We start from the raw sequence: 17324 nt of genomic DNA on the forward strand, positions 1-17324 counted from the left end.
GTCCGGGTGACCGGGTGACCGGGCCTGCCTAGGCTGGAAGCGAACTACCCCCTCTGCGGAAGGGGGCGGCCATGGCTTCCCTCTCGAAGGCGGGCGCGGCTCTCGCCGCGCTGCGCGAGGATCTGGCCGGCGAGGTGTTCGCCCCCGGGGACGCGGGCTACGACGACACACGTGCCGTCTTCAACGGGATGATCGACAAGCGTCCGGCCGTGATCGCGCAGTGCGCGGACGCGGCTGACGTGGTCCGGGCGGTGCGCTTCGGACGGGATCTCGACCTGCCGATCGCGGTGCGCGGGGGCGGGCACAGTGTGGCCGGCACGGCCCTGGGCGACGGCGCGCTCGTGGTGGACCTGCGCCGGATGCACCGGGTGACCGTGGATCCGGCCGGCGAGGCGGTCCGGGTCGAGGGCGGCGCCACGATGAGCCTGCTGGACCGGGCCACCCAGCCGTACGGCCTCGCGACCACCGGCGGCCGGATGTCGTCCACGGGCGTCGGCGGGTTCGTGCTGGGCGGTGGCACCGGCTGGCTGGACCGCGCCTTCGGCCTGGCCGTCGACAACCTCATCGCGGTGGAACTGGTGACCGCAGACGCCGAGCAGGTGCACGCCAACGCCGACGAGAACCCCGAGTTGTTCTGGGCCCTGCACGGCGGCGGCGGCAATTTCGGCGTCGCCACCGCGCTCACTCTGGAGCTGCACGAGCTGCCCGAGTTCGCCGTCGCCCTGCTGCTGTACCTGCCGGAAGCCGGCCGGGACGCGGTCCGCACCTTCCGGGACGTCCTCGGCACCGGCCCCGACGAGCTGGGCGGCGCGGTGCTGTACCTCACCGGCCCGCCCGCAAAGTTCGTACCGGAGCACCTGGTCGGGCGGCTCGTGTGCGCCGCGCTGCTGACGTACGCCGGCGGCGAGGCGGATCTGCGCAAGCTGGCCGAGCCGCTGCTGGCGCTGCCGCACGAGTCGGAGCTGGTCGGCGCGGTGCCCTACGTGGACCTGCAGTGCATGCTGGATGTCCCGCCCGGCCTGCGGAACCACTGGTCGGCCGAGTACCTGGCGGGTCTGCCCGACGAGCTGGTGGACGTCTACTGCGCCCGGGCCGCGGGCATGCCCGTGCCGACCGCCAGCCAGCACCTCGTCTTCCCGCAGGGCGGTGCGATCGCCGCAGGTCCGCACGAGTACCCGGTGCCGTACCGGGACGCGCCCTGGGCGGTGCACCCGTTCGCCGTCTGGGAGGACCCGGCCGACGACGAGCGGGCCCTCGCCTGGGTGCGGGACGTCCGCGCGAACGTCCGGCCGTGGAGCACGGGCGATGTGTACCTGAACTTCATCGGCGATGAGGGCGCCGAGCGGGTGCGCGCGGGGCTGGGCGCCGGGAACCTGCTGCGGTTGGAGAAGGTGAAGCGGGCGTACGACCCCGACAACGTGTTCCGCTTCAACCACAACATCCGTCCGGTGTAGCCGGCTCCCGAGCTGTCGTCCGGGCGTTTGCGCAGGTAGCGTCCGTTCCATGGACAGCGGTACGGAGAGCAGATTCGCCACTCAGGGCGCCGGGATCACCGTTCAACGGGCGCTGGAGCTGCCGGGACTGCGCAGTGGGCTCCCGGAGATCCTCGCGGGCGCCGACCGGCTGGGGCGCACGGTCCGCTGGGTGCACGCGGGCGAGGTGCCGAACATCGCCTCGCTGCTCAAGGGCGGCGAACTGCTGCTGACCACGGGCTACGGCCTCGGGACCCGCCCGGCCGAGCAGCGCGCGTTCGTGCGCACGCTCGCCGAGCGCGGGATCGCCGCGCTGGTGGTGGAGCTGGGCCCGCGTTTCACCCGGCTGCCGGCCGCCCTGGTGGACACCGCCCGCAGCGCGGGGTTGCCGCTGGTCCAGCTGCATCGCGAGGTGCCGTTCGTGACCGTCACCGAGGAGATCCACACCGAGATCGTCAACGGCCACTACGCGCTGCTGCAGCGCGCGGAGGAGGTGCACCGGCGGTGCACCGAGGCGCTGTTGGGCGGTGGCGGGGTGCCGCAGGTGCTGGGCATCCTGGCCGACTTCAGCGCCAATCCGGTGTTCCTTGAGACGGTGGACGGCCGACTGCTGTACGCCGCCGGGTCCGGACCCGAGGGGGCGGATCCGCTGCAGGTGTGGGAGGGGCTGCGGGGTCCGCACAAGGACGCTCCGCCGCCCGCCGGTTCGGTGCTCGTGGACGTGCCCGGCGGCGGGCCGGGAGCGGGGCCGGGGTCGGTACGGGCCCGGCTGGTACTGCTGCCGGTGCGCTCGCCACTGGCTCCGGTGCACCGGATCGCCGCCGAGCGGGCCGCGGGCATCCTGGCCGTGGTGCTGATGCAGGCCCGGCAGGAGGAGGAGCTGGCGGCGCGCGGGCGCGGCGACTTCCTGACCGACCTCGCCGAGGGCCGTATCACCGCCGAGGACGCCCCGGCGCAGGCCCGGGTCCTCGGCTTCAAGCCCGGCAACAGCCCGCTGCTGCCCGTGGTGATGCGGGTCGGGGACTCACTCTCCCCCGGCGGCGGCTGGGCGGTGCTGGCGCGGGCGGTCGCCGAGGAGCTGGCCGCGGTGGGCGTGCCGGTGCTGCTGGGTGTGCGGCCGGTCGAGGGCCGGGTACCGGTGCTGCTCGGGCTGCGCTCGGAGTCGGAGCGCTCCGCGGTCGCGGACCGGGTGGCGGCGGCGCTGCGGGCGGGCGTCGAGCGGGCCGGGATGCAGCGGCCGGGCGCCCCGCCGCCGGTCGTGGTGGTCGGGGTGGCCGGTGGCTGGGCGGCCGCGTCGGCGGGCCTCAGGCACGCGGCGGAGACGGCGACGGCGGCGCAGGGCCTGACCGACCGCCCCTGGTACGACGCCCGCCGGCTGGACATCGACCTGCTGCTGTGGCGGCTGCGGGACCACCCGGACCTGGCGGCCTTCGTGGACCGCGCGATCGGCCCGCTGCGCGACCACGACCACCGTTCCAAGCCGCCGCTGCTGCCCACCCTGGAGACCTATCTGGCGCACGCGGGCCGCAAGGCGGAGACCGCCCGCGAGCTGCACCTCAACCGCCAGACCCTCTACAACCGGCTCGCCCGCATCGGGGAGTTGCTGGGCACCGACCTCGACGACCCGCAGACCGTACTGGCGTTGAGCCTCGCCCTGCGGGCCCGCCGGCACGTGCCCTAAGCGAGCGGCTGCGGCTGGGTCAACTCGTCATAGACACTGAGCACTTGGGCGACGGTCTCGTCCTCCGTCGGCCAGGTCGCCGCCTGCCGGGTGCCCCGCTCCCGCAGCAGCTCGCGCCGCTCCGGATCCGCGAGCAGCCGTACGACGGTGTCCGCGAGCGCCTCCGCGTCGCCGTACGGGACGAGTTCGGCGGCGTCGCCGACGAGGTCCGGGACGCCGCCGACGCGCGTCGCTACGAGCGGCACGCGCGCGTGCAGCGCCTCCTGGGCGAGGACGGACCGGGACTCCCAACTGCTGGTCAGCAACGCGAGATCGGCGGCCGCGAGCAGCTCGGGCACGTCCTCGCGGCGGCCGACGAGCCGCACCGGCAGCTCCTCGTCCTCGATCCGCCGCTGCAGCTCCGGCCGCAGCGGCCCCTCCCCCGCGACGACGACCAGCGGTACCGGGTCGAGGTCCCGCCAGGCGCGGGCCGCGTCGAGCAGGACGTCGTAGCCGCGCTCCCGGTCGAGGGAGCCGACCGCCATGAGCAACGGGCGTCCGGTGGCGCCGAGTTCGGCGCGGGTCTTGGGGCGCAGCCGGTCGGGGTCCTCGCGGTCGACCGGGCGGCGCCGCCCGGGCAGGCCCACGGCCGCGAGCCGGGCGTCCCGGGCGCCCGTCCGGCGCGCCCGGTCGACCAGGTCGGAGGTGGTGCCGAGCACCACGGCGGCCGTCCTGACCACGCGCCGCTCCAGCAGCCGCAGCAGATGCGCCCGCGCGCCCTCGGCCCGGGCCCGGTTGTGCCAGGTGACCACGAGCGGGGTGCGGCGCCCGCTGAGCGCGAGCACGGCGCGGAAGGAGGCGTGCAGCCCGTGCGCATGCACCAGGTCGGCGTCGGCGCAGGCCGCCCGCAGCGCGGCCACGGAGCCCGGGTCGCTGCTGCGCGGCACGTGCACATGGTCGGCGCCGGCCCCGGTGAAGTCGTAGGCGTGATCGGCCTCGACGGGGGCGCACACTGTGACCCGCACGCCCCGGGCGACGAGCCCCTCGGCCAGGGAGCGCACGTGTGCACTGCTGCCGGCGTTGCCTCCGCCCAGCACCTGCACGGTGCGCAGCGCCGGCTGGCCGTGCGGTGCGTTGCTGCTCACGGGGCTCACGAGGCCGGGGCTCCTGACTCGGCGCGGGCGGTCACAAAGAAAGTACTGAAGGAAGAAACGTACTGAAGGTATCGGGCGGAGAGGAGCGGAAGGACGTACCGCGCGCCTCCCGCGCGGACCGCGTTCGACCCGCACCCGCGCTGCGTCGACCCGCCGCCCGCCCTGCGTTCCCTGCCAAGCATGCCAGGACGTACGGCCGTTCCGGGTAATCCGGGGAGGCGCACAGCGCGGCGGGCCGGAGCAGTGCGCCGGAGCACGTCACCCACACGAGTGAAGAAGGCCTCGGCTGGACGCACCGGCCCGTGCGCCCGTACCGCGAGGTCAGAGGCTCACAGCGCGCGCACCCCGGCACTCACCCGGTCCCCGTACGCCGCGGCCGCCACTACGGTAACGGCGTGCGCGAGCAACCCCGCGCGCCGGTTGCACGCGACCACGGCGGCACCGAGCGCCGCCCCCAGGGCGTGCGCCCCGGCGTCACCGATCATCACGCGCTCCCGGAGGTCGTCGGGCAGCACGGCAGCGGCACCGCCCAGGGCCACCGCGGTCAGTTCCCCGCCCGGCCCGTTCCGCAGCAGCCCCGGCGCCCCGAGCGCGAGGACCGCACCGGCGGCCCGCCCCGGCCGTACGTCGACCAGGTTCACGAAGTGCGCGGCCCCGGCGATCACGACACCCGCCAGCACCTTGTCGAGGGGCCGCTCCTTCATCAGGGCACCCGCCACCAGCCCGGCGGCGGAGATCCCGAACAACTTCACGGCCCCGCTGGTGACTTCTCCGTCCCGCAGCGCACCCAGGTGTGCCCGGAACCCGCGCCGCGGATCCCCGGCCCCGGCGACGTCGTCGTAAGCCCCGCATGCCCCGGCGGCCAGCACCGCGAGCCCGGCACCGGGGTGCACCCGGGCGGCGGCGACCGCCGTGCCGAGAGCTGCGGCGGGCCCGGCGTACAGCCCGACGGTCCGCCCGGCGTAGTTCTTCCGCTCCCAGCGCTCGCGCCCGCCGGGCGGCTCGGCGCGCAGGAGCGCGTGGCCGGCCCGGGTGAGCGCGGCGGACAGCAGGAACGAGCGGGACCTTCGGGCGCGGTCGATCATCCCGACAGCGTCACAGATCCGCTCGGGCCGTGGCCAGCAGCTCCTCGGCGTGCGCACGCGCCGTCTCCGAGTCCTCCTGGCCGGCCAGCATCCGGGACAGCTCGCGGACCCGCTCCTCGCCCTCCAGGACCTTCACGCCGGAGCGGGTGACCGAGCCGTCGTTGGTCTTCTCGACCAGCAGCTGACGGTCGGCGAAGGCGGCGACCTGGGGCAGGTGGGTGACCACGACGACCTGTGCGGTCCTGGCGAGCTTCGCCAGGCGCCGCCCGATCTCCACCGCGGCCTTGCCGCCGACACCGGCGTCGACCTCGTCGAAGAGGTACGTCGGCACGGGGTCGGTCCCCGCGAACACGACCTCCACGGCCAGCATCACTCGGGACAGCTCACCGCCGGAGGCGCCCTTGGCGATGGGCCGCGGCGGCGCGCCCGGGTGGGGGGCGAGCAGCAGCTCGACCTCGTCCGCGCCCGCGGGCCCGTACGCGACCGTGCGCCCGTCGACCTCGACGCCCTCCGGGTCCTCGGTCTGCCGGATGTCGAAGGACACGCGCGCGTGGGGCATCGCCAGCGAGGCCAGCTCGGCGGTCACCGCGGCGGCGAACCGCTCGGCGGCCTCCGTCCGGGCGTCCGTCAGCGCCTGCGCCAGCCCGCCCAGTTCGGTACGGAGCGCGTCCCGCTCGGCGGTCAGCTCGTCGATCCGCTCGTCGTCGCCGTCCAGCTCGGTGAGCCGTGCGGCACTCTGCTCGGCCCAGGCGAGAACGGCGTTGATGTCGTCGCCGTACTTGCGCGTGAGGCCGGTCAGCGCAGCCCGGCGCTCCTCCACGGCGGCCAGCCGCAGCGGGTCGGCGTCCAGGTCGTCGGCGTACCCGGCCAGCTCGCCGGCCACGTCACCGAGCAGGATCCCGACCTCACCGATCCGGTCGGCGAGGGAGGCGAGCGCGGGATCGTGGGAGCGGACGGCCTCCAGGGCCCGGTGCGCGCCCGCGACGAGGGTCGAGGCGTCGATCCCCTCGGGGTCCTCGGGATTGCCCGCCAGGGCGGCGTGTGCGGCGGTGGCGGCGGACGACAGCGCCTCGGCGTGCCCGAGCCGCTCCGCCTCCTCGGCCAGCTCCACGTCCTCCCCGGCCCGCGGCTCCACGGCCGCGATCTCCTCCAGCCCGTACCGGAGCATGTCGGCTTCCTGGGCGCGCTCACGCGCGCGCGTGACGATCTCCTCCAGCTCGACGGAGACCGCCCGCAGCCGCCGGTAGGCCTCGGTGTACCTGGCCAGCGGCACGGCGACGCCGTCGCCCGCGTACCGGTCCAGGGCCTGCCGCTGCCGGGACAGCTTCAGCAGCCCCTGCTGGTCGGTCTGCCCGTGCACGGCCACCAGGTCGTCGGCCAGCTCGGCGAGCAGCCCCACGGGCACGCTGCGCCCGCCCAGGTGCGCCCGCGAGCGCCCCTCGGCGGAAACGGTACGGCTGATCAGCAGGGCACCGTCGTCCAGCTCGGCCCCGGCCTCCTCGGCACGTACGACGGCCGCGGCACCCGCGGGGACGGCGATCCGCCCCTCCACGACCGCCTTCCCGGCCCCGATCCGCACGAGCGCCGGGTCGGCCCGCCCACCGAGCAGCAGCCCGAGGCTGGTGACCACCATGGTCTTGCCCGCACCCGTCTCACCGGTGACGGCGGTGAACCCCGGCGACAACTCGACGACAGCATCGTCGATGACCCCGAGCGACCGTATCCGCATCTCCTCCAACACGGAACAGACCATACGAGGTCCGGGCGGGCGAGTGCACACGGCCCGCCTATCTCACTCCGGCGAGTGGTGCGGCGCTCCCCGCCACCCATGGGTCGGCAGCGCGAACTTGGCCACGAGCCGATCCGTGAACGAAGCGTGATGCAACCGAGCAAGCCGGACGGGCACGGCTCCCCGCCGCACCTCCACCCGCGCTCCGGGGGGCAACTCGATGGTCCGCCGCCCGTCACACCACAACACCCCGGGCGGAATGTGCGGCAGAACCTCCACGGCAAGCACCGAATCCGGCGAAGTGACCAGCGGCTTGGCGAACAGCGCATGGGCACTGATCGGCACCATCAGCAGCGCCTCCACCTCGGGCCACACCACCGGCCCCCCGGCGGAGAACGCGTACGCCGTGGACCCGGTCGGTGTCGACAGCACGATCCCGTCACACCCGAAAGCGGTAACCGGCCGCCCGTCGATCTCCAGCACGACCTCGAGCATCTTCTCGGCGCCGGCCTTCTGCACGGCCGCCTCGTTCAGCGCCCAGTCCGTGTGCACGATGTCCCCGTTGCGGTGCACGACGACATCGACGGTCATCCGCTCCTCGACCTCGTACGACCGCGCGACGACCCGGTCGACCACCCGATCGAGGTCGTCCCGCTCGGCCTCCGCGAGGAACCCCACCCGGCCGAGGTTGACGCCGAGCATCGGCACCCCGGACGCCCGGGCGAACTCGGCGCCGCGCAGCAGCGTGCCGTCGCCGCCGAGCACTATCAGCAGCTCACAGCCGTCGAGGCACTGCGGTGTCGCTTCCTTGACCAGCTCGACCTCTTCGGGCAGCGGCAGGTCGCGCGCCTCCTCCTCCAGCACCCGCACCCCGATGCCCTGCCCCAGCAGTCCCTTGACCACGAGTTCCGCACTGCGGATCGCCGCGGGACGCCCGGTGTGGGCGAGCAGGAAAACAGTACGCGCTCGGTTCTGTGTCAACGCGGCCCCTCCGCCACTGCACGGTCAACGTCGGCCGGGTCCAGTTCGGGGGCGCCGGACCGCAGCCAGAGAAAGTACTCGACATTGCCCGAGGGACCGGGCAGCGGACTGGCGGTGACTCCACGCACCCCGAGCCCCAGCTCCCAGGCCTTCTCGGCCACCCCCCGCACGGCCTCCGCCCGCAGCTGCGGACTCCGTACGACACCCCCGCTGCCGAGCCGCTCCTTCCCCACCTCGAACTGCGGCTTGACCATCATCACCAGGTCGGCGTCCGGCTTCACGCACCGCTTCAGGGCGGGCAGCACCAGCCCCAGCGGGATGAAGGACAGATCACCCACGACAAGATCCACAGGTTCCCCATCGATCGCCTCGAGCGTCAACTCGCGTACGTTCGTACGGTCCTTGACGGTGACGCGTTCATCGCTCTGGAGAGACCACGCGAGTTGGCCGTATCCGACGTCCACGGCGACCACGTGCGCGGCGCCCGCGCGCAGCAGGACGTCGGTGAAGCCTCCGGTGGACGCGCCGGCGTCCAGCGCGCGCCGCCCCTCGACCACGAGCCCCTGCGGTACGAAAGCCTCCAGCGCGCCCGCGAGCTTGTGCCCGCCGCGCGACACGTAGTCGGGATCGCTGTCGTCGGACTGGACCACGATCGCCGCCGCGGTCTCCACCTGCGTGGCCGGCTTGGTCGCCACGGTCTTGCCGACGGTGACCCGCCCGGCGGCGATCAGCTGGCTGGCGTGCTCGCGCGAGCGCGCGAGCTTCCGGCGGACCAGCTCCGCGTCCAGACGGCGGCGTGCGACTCCTGCCACGTTCGGTTCAGCTCCTGCTCTGATACGACGACGGGGGCACCGGAGGTCCCGGGCGGGCGTCGAGCGCGGTGAGCGCGTCGCGCAGCCCCCGATGTACATCCTCGTACACCTCGAGATGTCCGTCGGTGGCGAGGTGGTCGGTGTCGCCCAGCCGCTCCAGCTGGGCGTCGACCTCGGCGTTGCCGGTCGGGGTGCGGGGGACGTCCAGGGGGGCGGGGGCGGCGGGGTCGTACTCGGGCTCGACATCGGCCACTGCCTCCGCCCCGGCCATGAACTCGGTGCCGACCTCGGCCTCTGACACGGACTCGCTCATGCCCAGACGCTACCCCGAACCGCTGGGGTACCGTCGTGCGCGATGGCCACGATCGAGGAGTGCCGCGCCGCACTGGGAAAGCTCTCGGACAACATGCAGGGCGCCGAGGGCGACGTTCGCGCGGCCGCCGCCCTGGACCGCTCCGTGAGCTGCCACATCACCGACCTGGCCGTCACCTTCGCCGGCCGGCTCACCGGCGGCCGGATCGAGGTGGACGAGACGCACCAGGGGCCACCGCGCGAGAAGGCGCAGATCAGGCTCGCCATGGCCGGCGACGACCTGGTGGCTCTGGTGAACGGCGAGCTGAACTTCGCGACCGCCTGGGGCTCGGGCCGGGTGCGGCTGGAGGCGAACCTGCTGGACCTGTTCCGGCTCAGGAAGCTGCTGTAACCCGCGCCGTACGCGCCTTCCTGGCGGCCGGCACCACCAGCGGGGTCCCGGTCTCCGGGTCGTCGATGATCTGGCAGCGCAGCCCGAAGACCTCCTCGACCAGCTCGGCCGTCACGATGTCGTTCGGTGCGCCCTCTGCGATCACCTCGCCGCCGCGCAGGGCGATGAGGTGGGTGGCGTACCGGGCGGCGTGGTTGAGGTCGTGCAGGACGGCGACCAGGGTGCGGCCCTGGGTCTCGTGCAGCTCCGCGCACAGGTCGAGGACGTCGATCTGGTGCTGGATGTCGAGGTAGGTGGTCGGCTCGTCCAGGAGCAGCAGCGGGGTCTGCTGGGCGAGCGCCATGGCGATCCACACGCGCTGGCGCTGGCCGCCGGACAGCTCGTCCACGTACCGGTCGGCGAGTTCGGCGACGCCCGTCTGCGCCATGGACTCCTGGACGACCCGCTCGTCCTCGGCCGACCACTGCCGCAGGATGCCCTGGTGCGGGTAGCGGCCGCGGCCGACGAGGTCGGCGACGGTGATCCCGTCCGGCGCGATGGACGACTGCGGCAGCAGGCCGAGGGTCCGGGCGACCTTCTTGGCGGGCATCGACTGGATGACCTGCCCGTCAAGCAGCACGCGGCCTTCAGTCGGCCTGAGCATCCGCGACAGCGCCCGCAGCAGCGTCGACTTGCCGCACGCGTTCGGGCCGACGATCACCGTGAACGAGTTGTCGGGGATCTCCACCGACAGCTGTTCGGCGATGACCCGCTGGTCGTAGGCGAGCGTGACCTTCTCGGCGGACAGGCGGTTCACAGTGCTCCTTCGGGTGTTCTTGATCGCTGAGCCGCTCGTGTCCGGCTGCCCCGAGCCGCTCATATCCGCCCCGCCCTGCGCTCGGTGACCAGCAGCCACAGCAGGTAGACGCCGCCGAGGACCCCGGTGACCACGCCCACGGGCAGCTGGTCGGCGCCGAGGGCGCGCTGCGAGGCCAAGTCGGCGGTGACCAGGAGGGCGGCGCCCATGCACAGGGACGGCAGCAGGTTCGGGCCGGGAGACCGGGTCAGGCGACGGGCGAGCTGGGGCGCGGTGAGGGCCACGAAGCTGACCGGGCCGGCCGCAGCGGTGGCGGTCGCGGTGAGCAGGACGGCGGCCACCATCAGCAGCGCCCGTACCCGCTCGACGCGCACGCCGAGGGCGTTCGAGACGTCGTCGCCCATCTCCGTCATCCTGAGACCGCGCGCATGGGCGAGGACGAGCGGCACGAGTACGGCACACAGCCCGAGCAGCGGCCAGACCTGGTCCCAGTCACGGCCGCCCAGGGACCCCGTCATCCAGACGACGGCGCGGGCCGCGTCGACGATGTCGGACACGGTGAGCAGATAACCGTTGATCGCCGTGACGATCGCGGACACGCCGATTCCGACCAGGACCAGTCGATAGCCGTGCACGCCCTGCTTCCAGGCGAGCAGATAGATGGCGAGCCCGGTCACCAGACCGCCGACGAGCGCGCCCACGGTGACCTGGGCCGTGCTCCCGGAGAACAGCACGATCATCACGAGCGCCCCGGCGGTCGCCCCCTGCCCGAGGCCGAGCACGTCCGGGCTGCCCAGCGGATTGCGGGTGACGGCCTGGAACAGCGCCCCGCCGAGCCCGAGGGAGGCGCCGACCAGCAGCCCGACCAGGACCCGCGGCAGCCGCAGCTCGTTGACGATGAACTCCTGGCCGGGGTTGCCGTTGCCGAGCAGCGTCCTGACCACGTCGCTCGCCGAGATCGGGAAGTCGCCGGTACCGATCAGCACGACGCTCGCGGCGAGCGCGGCGAGCAGCAGCAGGACGACGACGGTGACGGCCCGGACGTCCAGCCGCAGCGAGAGCCCGCCCGGCGTCCTGATGACACGGTTGGTCTTCACAGCTGGGCCGTCCTCCGCCGTCGTACGAGATAGATGAAGACCGGGCCGCCGATGATCGCGGTGACGATGCCGACCTGGAGCTCCGAGGGGCGGGCCACGACCCGGCCGATGACGTCGGCGCCGAGCAGCAGCACGGGTGACAGGACCGTCGCGTACGGCAGGATCCAGCGCAGGTCGGGGCCGGTGAAGGAGCGCACGACGTGCGGGACCATCAGGCCGACGAAGACGATCGGACCGCAGGCCGCGGTCGCCGCGCCGCAGAGCACGGTGGCGGCGAGCATGGCCAGCGTCCGGGTGCGGGCCAGGTTGGCGCCGAGGGCACGCGCGGTGTCGTCGCCCATCGCCACGGCGTTCAGCGGCCGGGCGAGGGCGAGCGCGAGGAGCGTGCCGACCGCGAGGAACGGCAGCACCTGCACGATGGTCGAGTCGGTGGCCGAGGAGAGCGAGCCCACCGTCCAGAAGCGCATCCTGCCCAGCGCCGCGTCGTCCATGATCATCACGGCCTGGAGGTAGCCGTACAACGCGGCGCTGATCGCCGTACCGGCGAGTGCGAGCCGCACCGGTGTGGCGCCCCGGCTACCGCCGAGGAACCAGACCAACGCGCCGACCGCAGCCGCCCCGCCGAAGGCGAACCACACATAGCCGGTGAGGCTGGTGACGCCGAAGCAGGTGATGGCCGTGACGACGGCGGCGGAGGCACCGGCGTTGATGCCGAGCAGTCCCGGGTCGGCCAGCGGGTTGCGGGTGAGCGCCTGCAGCACCGCCCCGGACAGGCCGAGCGCGGCACCGGCCAGCAGGCCGAGGACCGTACGCGAGAGCCGCTCGTCGACGACGACGTCGCCGTACGTCCCCGTGTCGTGGAACAGGCCGTGCCAGACCTGGTCCAACGTCAGCGCCTTCGCCCCGATCGCGATGCTCGCCAGGGCGACGAGCATCAGGATCGCGGCGGAGAGCAGGAGCCCAAAGGCCCGTACCGCCCGGCGGGTTGGGGGCGCGGGGGCGGTCTCCGCGCGCTGTTCCGGAGGACTGTCGACCAACACGAGGTTAGGTTAGCCTACCCTCGCATTCGATCTCGATCCCGAGGTCTCGATCCCGAGTCCCTGACCCCGAGGTTCTCGATCCTGCGGCTATCGATCCCAAGTTGACGCGCGGTCAGAGCCCGAGCCTCGCCAGCACCTTCCCTCCGTCCAGCTCGCAGGAACCGTCCCCGGCCGCCGTCCAGGCCGCCGCGCACAGCGCCCGCAGCCCGTCCAGGGCGTCGCCCTCGCCCTCCAGCTCCAGCCTCGCCCCGGCGGTCGCCGTCCAGCCCCCGCAGCGGAAACCGGCCCCGTCCTCGGTGACCTCCGGCTGGCCGGTGAGCAACCCGCGCAGATCCGCGTCCACATACGTCGGCCGGTGCTGCGGCGGCGCGGCGAGCAGCTGCGGGCCGTCCGTGACGCCGGTCAGCACCAGCAGCGAGTCCACCCCGCCGTTGAACGCGCCCTCGATGTCCGTGTCCAGCCGGTCCCCGACCACCAACGGCCGCTTCGCGCCCGTACGCAGGACCGTCTCCCGGTGCATGGGGGGCAGCGGCTTGCCCGCCACCTGAGGCTCCGCACCCGTCGCGATCCGGACGACCTCCACGGCCGCCCCGTTGCCCGGCGCGATGCCCCGCCCGCTGGGAATCGTCAGGTCGGTGTTGGACACGAACCACGGCACCCCGCGCGCCACGGCGTACGACGCCTCCGCGAACCGTCCCCACGTCAGCTCGGGCCCGCCGTACCCCTGCACCACCGCCGCCGGATCGTCGTCCGCCGACTCCACCGGCGTCAGACCGCGCTCGCGCAGCGCCACGCGCAGCCCCTCACCGCCGATGACCAGCACCCGCGACCCGGCCGGCACCTGCTCACTGATCAGCCGCGCGACCGCCTGCGCGGAGGTGATGACGTCGTCGGCCCCCGTCGGTATCCCCAGCTCCGTCAGGTGCTCCGCCACGGCGTCCGGGGTGCGCAGCGCGTTGTTGGTGACGTAGGCCAGATGCATCCCGCCCGCGCGGGCCTCGGCCAGCGAGTCGGCGGCGTGCACGATCGCGCCCCCGCCCGCGTAGTACACCACCCCGTCCAGATCGAGCAGCGCCGTGTCGTACGCCTCGCTCAGGGGCTGCCCACTGCCCTCGGGCCTCGTCCTGACGCCCTGGCTCATTCCACATCGCTCCTTGCTCGACGGTCTCTCCCCCGATCATCCCGCACGCCACTGACACACGTACGATGCCGGGATGAACACTGCAGGTCACTCGGAAGCAACGGCGCGCCGAGGCCTGGAACTCACCCCGTTCCGAGGCCTTCGTTACGACCCCGACCGGGTCGGCAGCCTCGCCGCCGTCACCTCCCCGCCGTACGACGTCGTCATCCGCCCCGACGGCCTGCACTACCTCGAGGCCGCAGACCCGTACAACATCGTCCGTCTGATCCTCCCCCAGGCCGGCACCCCCAGTGCCCGCAACGAACAGGCGGCCGACACCCTGCGCCGCTGGCTCGCCGAGGGCGTCCTGACCGCCGACCCGGACCCCGCTCTGTACGTGTACGAGCAGCGGGACGGCAACGGCATGCTCCAGCGCGGTGTCATCGGCGCTCTACGCGTGTCAGAGCCCGCTGAGGGCGTGGTGCTGCCGCACGAGGACGTCATGCCCCCGGTGGTCGCCGACCGCGCGGACCTGATGCGCGCCACCCGCGCCAACCTGGAACCCCTGCTGCTGACCTACCACGGCAACGGCACGGCGGCCGAGGTCGTCGAGCGCACGGCGGAACAGCCCCCGCTGTTGGCCACGACCACCGAGGACGGCTTCCACCACAGCCTGTGGTCGGTCACCGACCCCGCCGACGTGGCCCGCATCCAGTCCGACCTGGCCCACCACCAGGCCCTCATCGCCGACGGCCACCACCGCTGGGCCACCTACCGGCTGCTGCGCGCCGAGCACCCCTCCCCCAGCCCCTGGGACCACGGCCTGGTCCTGCTGGTCGACACCGCCCGCTACCCGCTGCGCGTCCGCGCCATCCACCGCCTGCTGCACGGCCTGCCGGTCGCGGACGCGCTGGCAGCCCTGGAGGGCCTGTTCCGGGTACGGCACCTCGACGTGTCGCTGGCCGAGGCGCTGGGACTGCTGGCGGACGCGGCCCGCGTCGGCAACGCCTTCCTGCTGGCCGGCGACGGCGCCTTCCACCTCATCGACCTCCCGGACCCGGACCTGCTGGCCCGCACGATCCCCGAGGACCGTCCGGCCGCCTGGCGCTCCCTGGACGCCACGGTCCTGCACGCCACGCTCCTCGACCACGTCTGGCACATCCCCGAGGACTCCCCGGCCCACATCGCCTACATCCACGACACGGCCGCCACGGTCGCGAAGGCGGAGCGCGACGGCGGTACGGCCGTCCTGCTGCACCCGGTCCACGAGGACGTCGTACGCGACCTGGCCCGCCAGGGTGTGACGATGCCCCGCAAGTCGACGTCGTTCGGCCCCAAGCCGGCGTCGGGGCTGGTGCTGCGGGCACTGGAGATCTGAAGGAGCTGACAGATCCCACAGATCTGTCAGCGGACATGCGAAAGGGCGGGACCGGTCGGTCCCGCCCTTTGTCACGTCGTCACCCGCTCGGGTCAGTCCTTGTCGTCGTCCTTGTCGTCGTCCTGAGCGGCGGTGGCGTCCGCAGAGGCAGCGCTGTCATCGCGCTGGTCCTCGTTGCCACCCTCGTCCTCGTTGTTCTCGTTCTCGTTCTCGTTCTCGTTCTCGTTCTCGTCGAGAGCGTCGACGAACTCCACGCCGTCCAGCTCGGCGAGCCGGTCGGAGGCATCCGTGCTGCCGTCCCGGTCCGCCTCGACGGCCTTCGCGAACCAGTCGCGCGCCTCGCTCTCCCGGCCCGCGGCCAGCAGGGCGTCGGCGTAGGCGTAGCGCAGTCGCGCGGTCCACGGCTGGACGGCGTTGGAGGCCAGCTCCGGGCTCTGCAGGGTCACGATGGCCGCGTCCAGCTGACCCATGTCACGCCGGGCACCCGCCGCGACGAGCCGCATCTCGACCTGCCCGGCCTTGTCCAGCTTGTGCACCTCGGGGGCGCCGGCCATGTCCAGCGTCTTCTCCGGCCGTCCGAGCCCACGCTCACAGTCGGCCATCACGGGCCACAGGTCGACGCTGCCGGTCATGCGCCGCGCGGCGCGGAACTCGGCGAGGGCCTCGTTGTACTTCTGGCTGGCGTACGCCGCGAACCCGGCGGCCTCGCGCACGGCGGCCACACGGGACGCCAGGCGCAGGGCCACCTTGGAGTAGCCGTAGGCACCCTCGGGGTCCTCATCGATGAGCCGCGCGACCATCACCAGGTTTCTGGCGACGTCGTCCGCGAGCGTCTTGGGCAGGCTCTGCAGCTCCTGCCGGACGTCCTTGTCGATCTCGTCACCGGTGACGTCCTCCGGGATCGGCAGCCGCTTGATCGGCTCACGGTCCCGGTCACGCTCGTCGCGGAAGCGGCCGCCACCACGCCGGTCGTCACGGCGGTCGTCACGCCGGTCGTCACGCCCGTCACGCCCGCGGAAGCCGCCCGGCCGACCACCGCGGTCGTCCCTGCGGGGCCCACGGCCGCCTCGGTCGTCCCGGCCACGGAAGCCACCGCGCTCGCCACGGTCGCGGTCGTCGCGCCGGTCGTCACGGCGGTCGTCGCGACGGTAACCGCCACGGTCGCCGCGGTCGCCGTAGCCGCCGCCACGGCTGTCGTCGCGCCGGTCGTCGCGGCGGTAGGCGGGGCGGTCGTCACGGCGCTCGCCACGGTCGCGGTCATCGCGACGGTCGTCCCGGCGGAAGCCGCGGTCGCCGCGGTCGCCGCGGTCGTCCCGGCGCGGGCCACGGTCCCGGTCGTCGCGCTGGTACGCCGGACGCGAACCCCGGTGGTCACCCTCACGCCGGTCGTCGCGACGGCCGTAACCACCACGGTCACCGCGATCGCCGTAGCCACCGCCACGGCTGTCGTCACGGCGGTCATCGCGACGGAAGCCACCGCGCTCGCCACGGTCGCGGTCATCACGACGGTCATCACGGCGGTCGTCACGGCGGTCATCGCGACGGTAACCGCCACGGTCGCCGCGGTCGCCGTAGCCGCCGCCACGGCTGTCGTCGCGCCGGTCGTCGCGGCGGTAGGCGGGGCGGTCGTCACGGCGCTCGCCACGGTCGCGGTCGTCCCGGCGGTCGTCACGGCGGAAGCCGCGGTCACCGCGGTCGTCCCGGCGCGGGCCACGGTCCCGGTCGTCGCGCTGGTACGCCGGACGCGAACCCCGGTGGTCACCCTCACGCCGGTCGTCGCGACGGCCGTAACCACCACGGTCACCGCGATCGCCGTAGCCACCGCCACGGCTGTCGTCACGGCGGTCATCGCGACGGAAGCCACCGCGCTCACCACGGTCGCGGTCATCACGACGGTCATCACGGCGGTCATCACGACGGTCATCGCGACGGAAACCGCCACGGTTGTCGTCACGCCGGCCGTAACCACCGCGGTCGGTACGGTCGTTGTCCCGACGGAAGCCACCACGGTCACCACGGTCGCCGCGGTAGCCGCCGCGATCGCCGCGGTCACCACTGTCCCGTCGCCGCTGGTCGCGTTCCGGCCGATCTTCGGGAGAGTTGGTGGACATGGGTGACTCCTGTCTTCGGTACCGCAAGCATTGTAAAAACGAAAGGACCCCTGGTCCCAGCTGAACGCTGGGACCAGGGGTCCTCCAAAGATTGTTCGGCGGCGTCCTACTCTCCCACAGGGTCCCCCCTGCAGTACCATCGGCGCTGTGAGGCTTAGCTTCCGGGTTCGGAATGTAACCGGGCGT

General features: G+C 73.4%; 15 protein-coding genes and 1 rRNA gene. 4 read left to right on the top strand and 12 right to left on the bottom strand.

What is annotated here, in order from left to right; all coding sequences use genetic code 11:
• Positions 1–71 precede the first annotated feature (71 nt).
• On the top strand, positions 72–1454 hold the full coding sequence (locus ACFY3C_RS11680; RefSeq protein WP_390770606.1) for an FAD-binding oxidoreductase: 1383 nt from the start codon (positions 72–74) through the stop codon (positions 1452–1454).
• Positions 1455–1503: 49 nt separating this feature from the next.
• Entirely contained in the window at positions 1504–3153 is a 1650-nt protein-coding gene (locus tag ACFY3C_RS11685) for a PucR family transcriptional regulator (RefSeq protein WP_390770607.1), read from the top strand.
• Here the strand turns inward: ACFY3C_RS11685 and ACFY3C_RS11690 are convergent.
• The 6 genes from ACFY3C_RS11690 to ACFY3C_RS11715 all read right to left on the bottom strand — a co-directional run bounded on the left by ACFY3C_RS11690 (position 3150) and on the right by ACFY3C_RS11715 (position 9206).
• Positions 3150–4286 (bottom strand): glycosyltransferase family 4 protein, encoded by a 1137-nt coding sequence (locus ACFY3C_RS11690; RefSeq protein WP_390770608.1) that lies wholly within the window; start codon positions 4284–4286, stop codon positions 3150–3152. The two genes, ACFY3C_RS11685 and ACFY3C_RS11690, sit on opposite strands and share 4 nt — an antisense overlap.
• A 329-nt stretch (positions 4287–4615) precedes the next feature.
• The gene (locus ACFY3C_RS11695; protein WP_390770609.1) at positions 4616–5371 is read right to left on the bottom strand and encodes a hypothetical protein; all 756 of its coding nucleotides are present in this window, start codon (positions 5369–5371) and stop codon (positions 4616–4618) included.
• A gap of 10 nt (positions 5372–5381) precedes the next feature.
• On the bottom strand, positions 5382–7124 hold the full coding sequence (gene recN, locus ACFY3C_RS11700) for a DNA repair protein RecN (RefSeq protein WP_390770610.1): 1743 nt from the start codon (positions 7122–7124) through the stop codon (positions 5382–5384).
• Between the two features lie 39 nt (positions 7125–7163).
• Positions 7164–8081, bottom strand: coding sequence for an NAD kinase (locus ACFY3C_RS11705; RefSeq protein ID WP_386574499.1), 918 nt, complete (start codon positions 8079–8081; stop codon positions 7164–7166).
• Positions 8078–8893 (bottom strand): TlyA family RNA methyltransferase, encoded by an 816-nt coding sequence (locus ACFY3C_RS11710; RefSeq protein ID WP_386574498.1) that lies wholly within the window; start codon positions 8891–8893, stop codon positions 8078–8080. The genes ACFY3C_RS11705 and ACFY3C_RS11710 overlap by 4 nt, the downstream gene beginning before the upstream one ends.
• A 7-nt stretch (positions 8894–8900) precedes the next feature.
• On the bottom strand, positions 8901–9206 hold the full coding sequence (locus tag ACFY3C_RS11715; RefSeq protein WP_386574497.1) for a hypothetical protein: 306 nt from the start codon (positions 9204–9206) through the stop codon (positions 8901–8903).
• A 42-nt stretch (positions 9207–9248) separates the two neighbouring features.
• On the opposite strand from ACFY3C_RS11715, the gene ACFY3C_RS11720 reads away from it, so the two are divergent.
• A complete protein-coding gene (locus ACFY3C_RS11720; protein WP_386574496.1) occupies positions 9249–9596 on the top strand; it encodes an SCP2 sterol-binding domain-containing protein in 348 nt (115 codons plus the stop codon).
• Here the strand turns inward: ACFY3C_RS11720 and ACFY3C_RS11725 are convergent.
• The 4 genes from ACFY3C_RS11725 to ACFY3C_RS11740 form a co-directional block, all read right to left on the bottom strand.
• Positions 9580–10392: an ABC transporter ATP-binding protein gene (locus tag ACFY3C_RS11725; protein WP_386574495.1), complete on the bottom strand. Its 813-nt coding sequence runs from the start codon at positions 10390–10392 to the stop codon at positions 9580–9582. The genes ACFY3C_RS11720 and ACFY3C_RS11725 overlap by 17 nt on opposite strands.
• A 59-nt stretch (positions 10393–10451) precedes the next feature.
• On the bottom strand, positions 10452–11489 hold the full coding sequence (locus ACFY3C_RS11730; protein ID WP_390770611.1) for a FecCD family ABC transporter permease: 1038 nt from the start codon (positions 11487–11489) through the stop codon (positions 10452–10454).
• Complete coding sequence (locus ACFY3C_RS11735) at positions 11486–12529, bottom strand: FecCD family ABC transporter permease (protein WP_390770612.1); 1044 nt, start codon at positions 12527–12529, stop codon at positions 11486–11488. The genes ACFY3C_RS11730 and ACFY3C_RS11735 overlap by 4 nt, the downstream gene beginning before the upstream one ends.
• Before the next feature lie 112 nt (positions 12530–12641).
• Entirely contained in the window at positions 12642–13670 is a 1029-nt protein-coding gene (locus tag ACFY3C_RS11740) for an HAD hydrolase-like protein (protein WP_386574492.1), read from the bottom strand.
• A gap of 73 nt (positions 13671–13743) precedes the next feature.
• Here ACFY3C_RS11740 and ACFY3C_RS11745 point away from each other — a divergent pair, with 73 nt between their 5' ends.
• The gene (locus ACFY3C_RS11745; protein WP_389188047.1) at positions 13744–15027 is read left to right on the top strand and encodes a DUF1015 domain-containing protein; all 1284 of its coding nucleotides are present in this window, start codon (positions 13744–13746) and stop codon (positions 15025–15027) included.
• 92 nt (positions 15028–15119) lie between these two features.
• Here ACFY3C_RS11745 and ACFY3C_RS11750 read toward each other — a convergent pair whose 3' ends face one another.
• Together ACFY3C_RS11750 and rrf are read right to left on the bottom strand one after the other, a co-directional pair.
• Positions 15120–15935, bottom strand: a complete 816-nt coding sequence (locus ACFY3C_RS11750; protein WP_390770620.1) for a hypothetical protein — start codon at positions 15933–15935, stop codon at positions 15120–15122.
• A 1296-nt stretch (positions 15936–17231) separates the two neighbouring features.
• A 5S ribosomal RNA gene (rrf, locus tag ACFY3C_RS11755) occupies positions 17232–17324 on the bottom strand; the annotation flags it as partial.

It is taken from the genome of Streptomyces sp. NPDC001410, from assembly GCF_042895235.1.
In the GTDB taxonomy this organism is placed as follows: Bacteria; Actinomycetota; Actinomycetes; order Streptomycetales; family Streptomycetaceae; genus Streptomyces.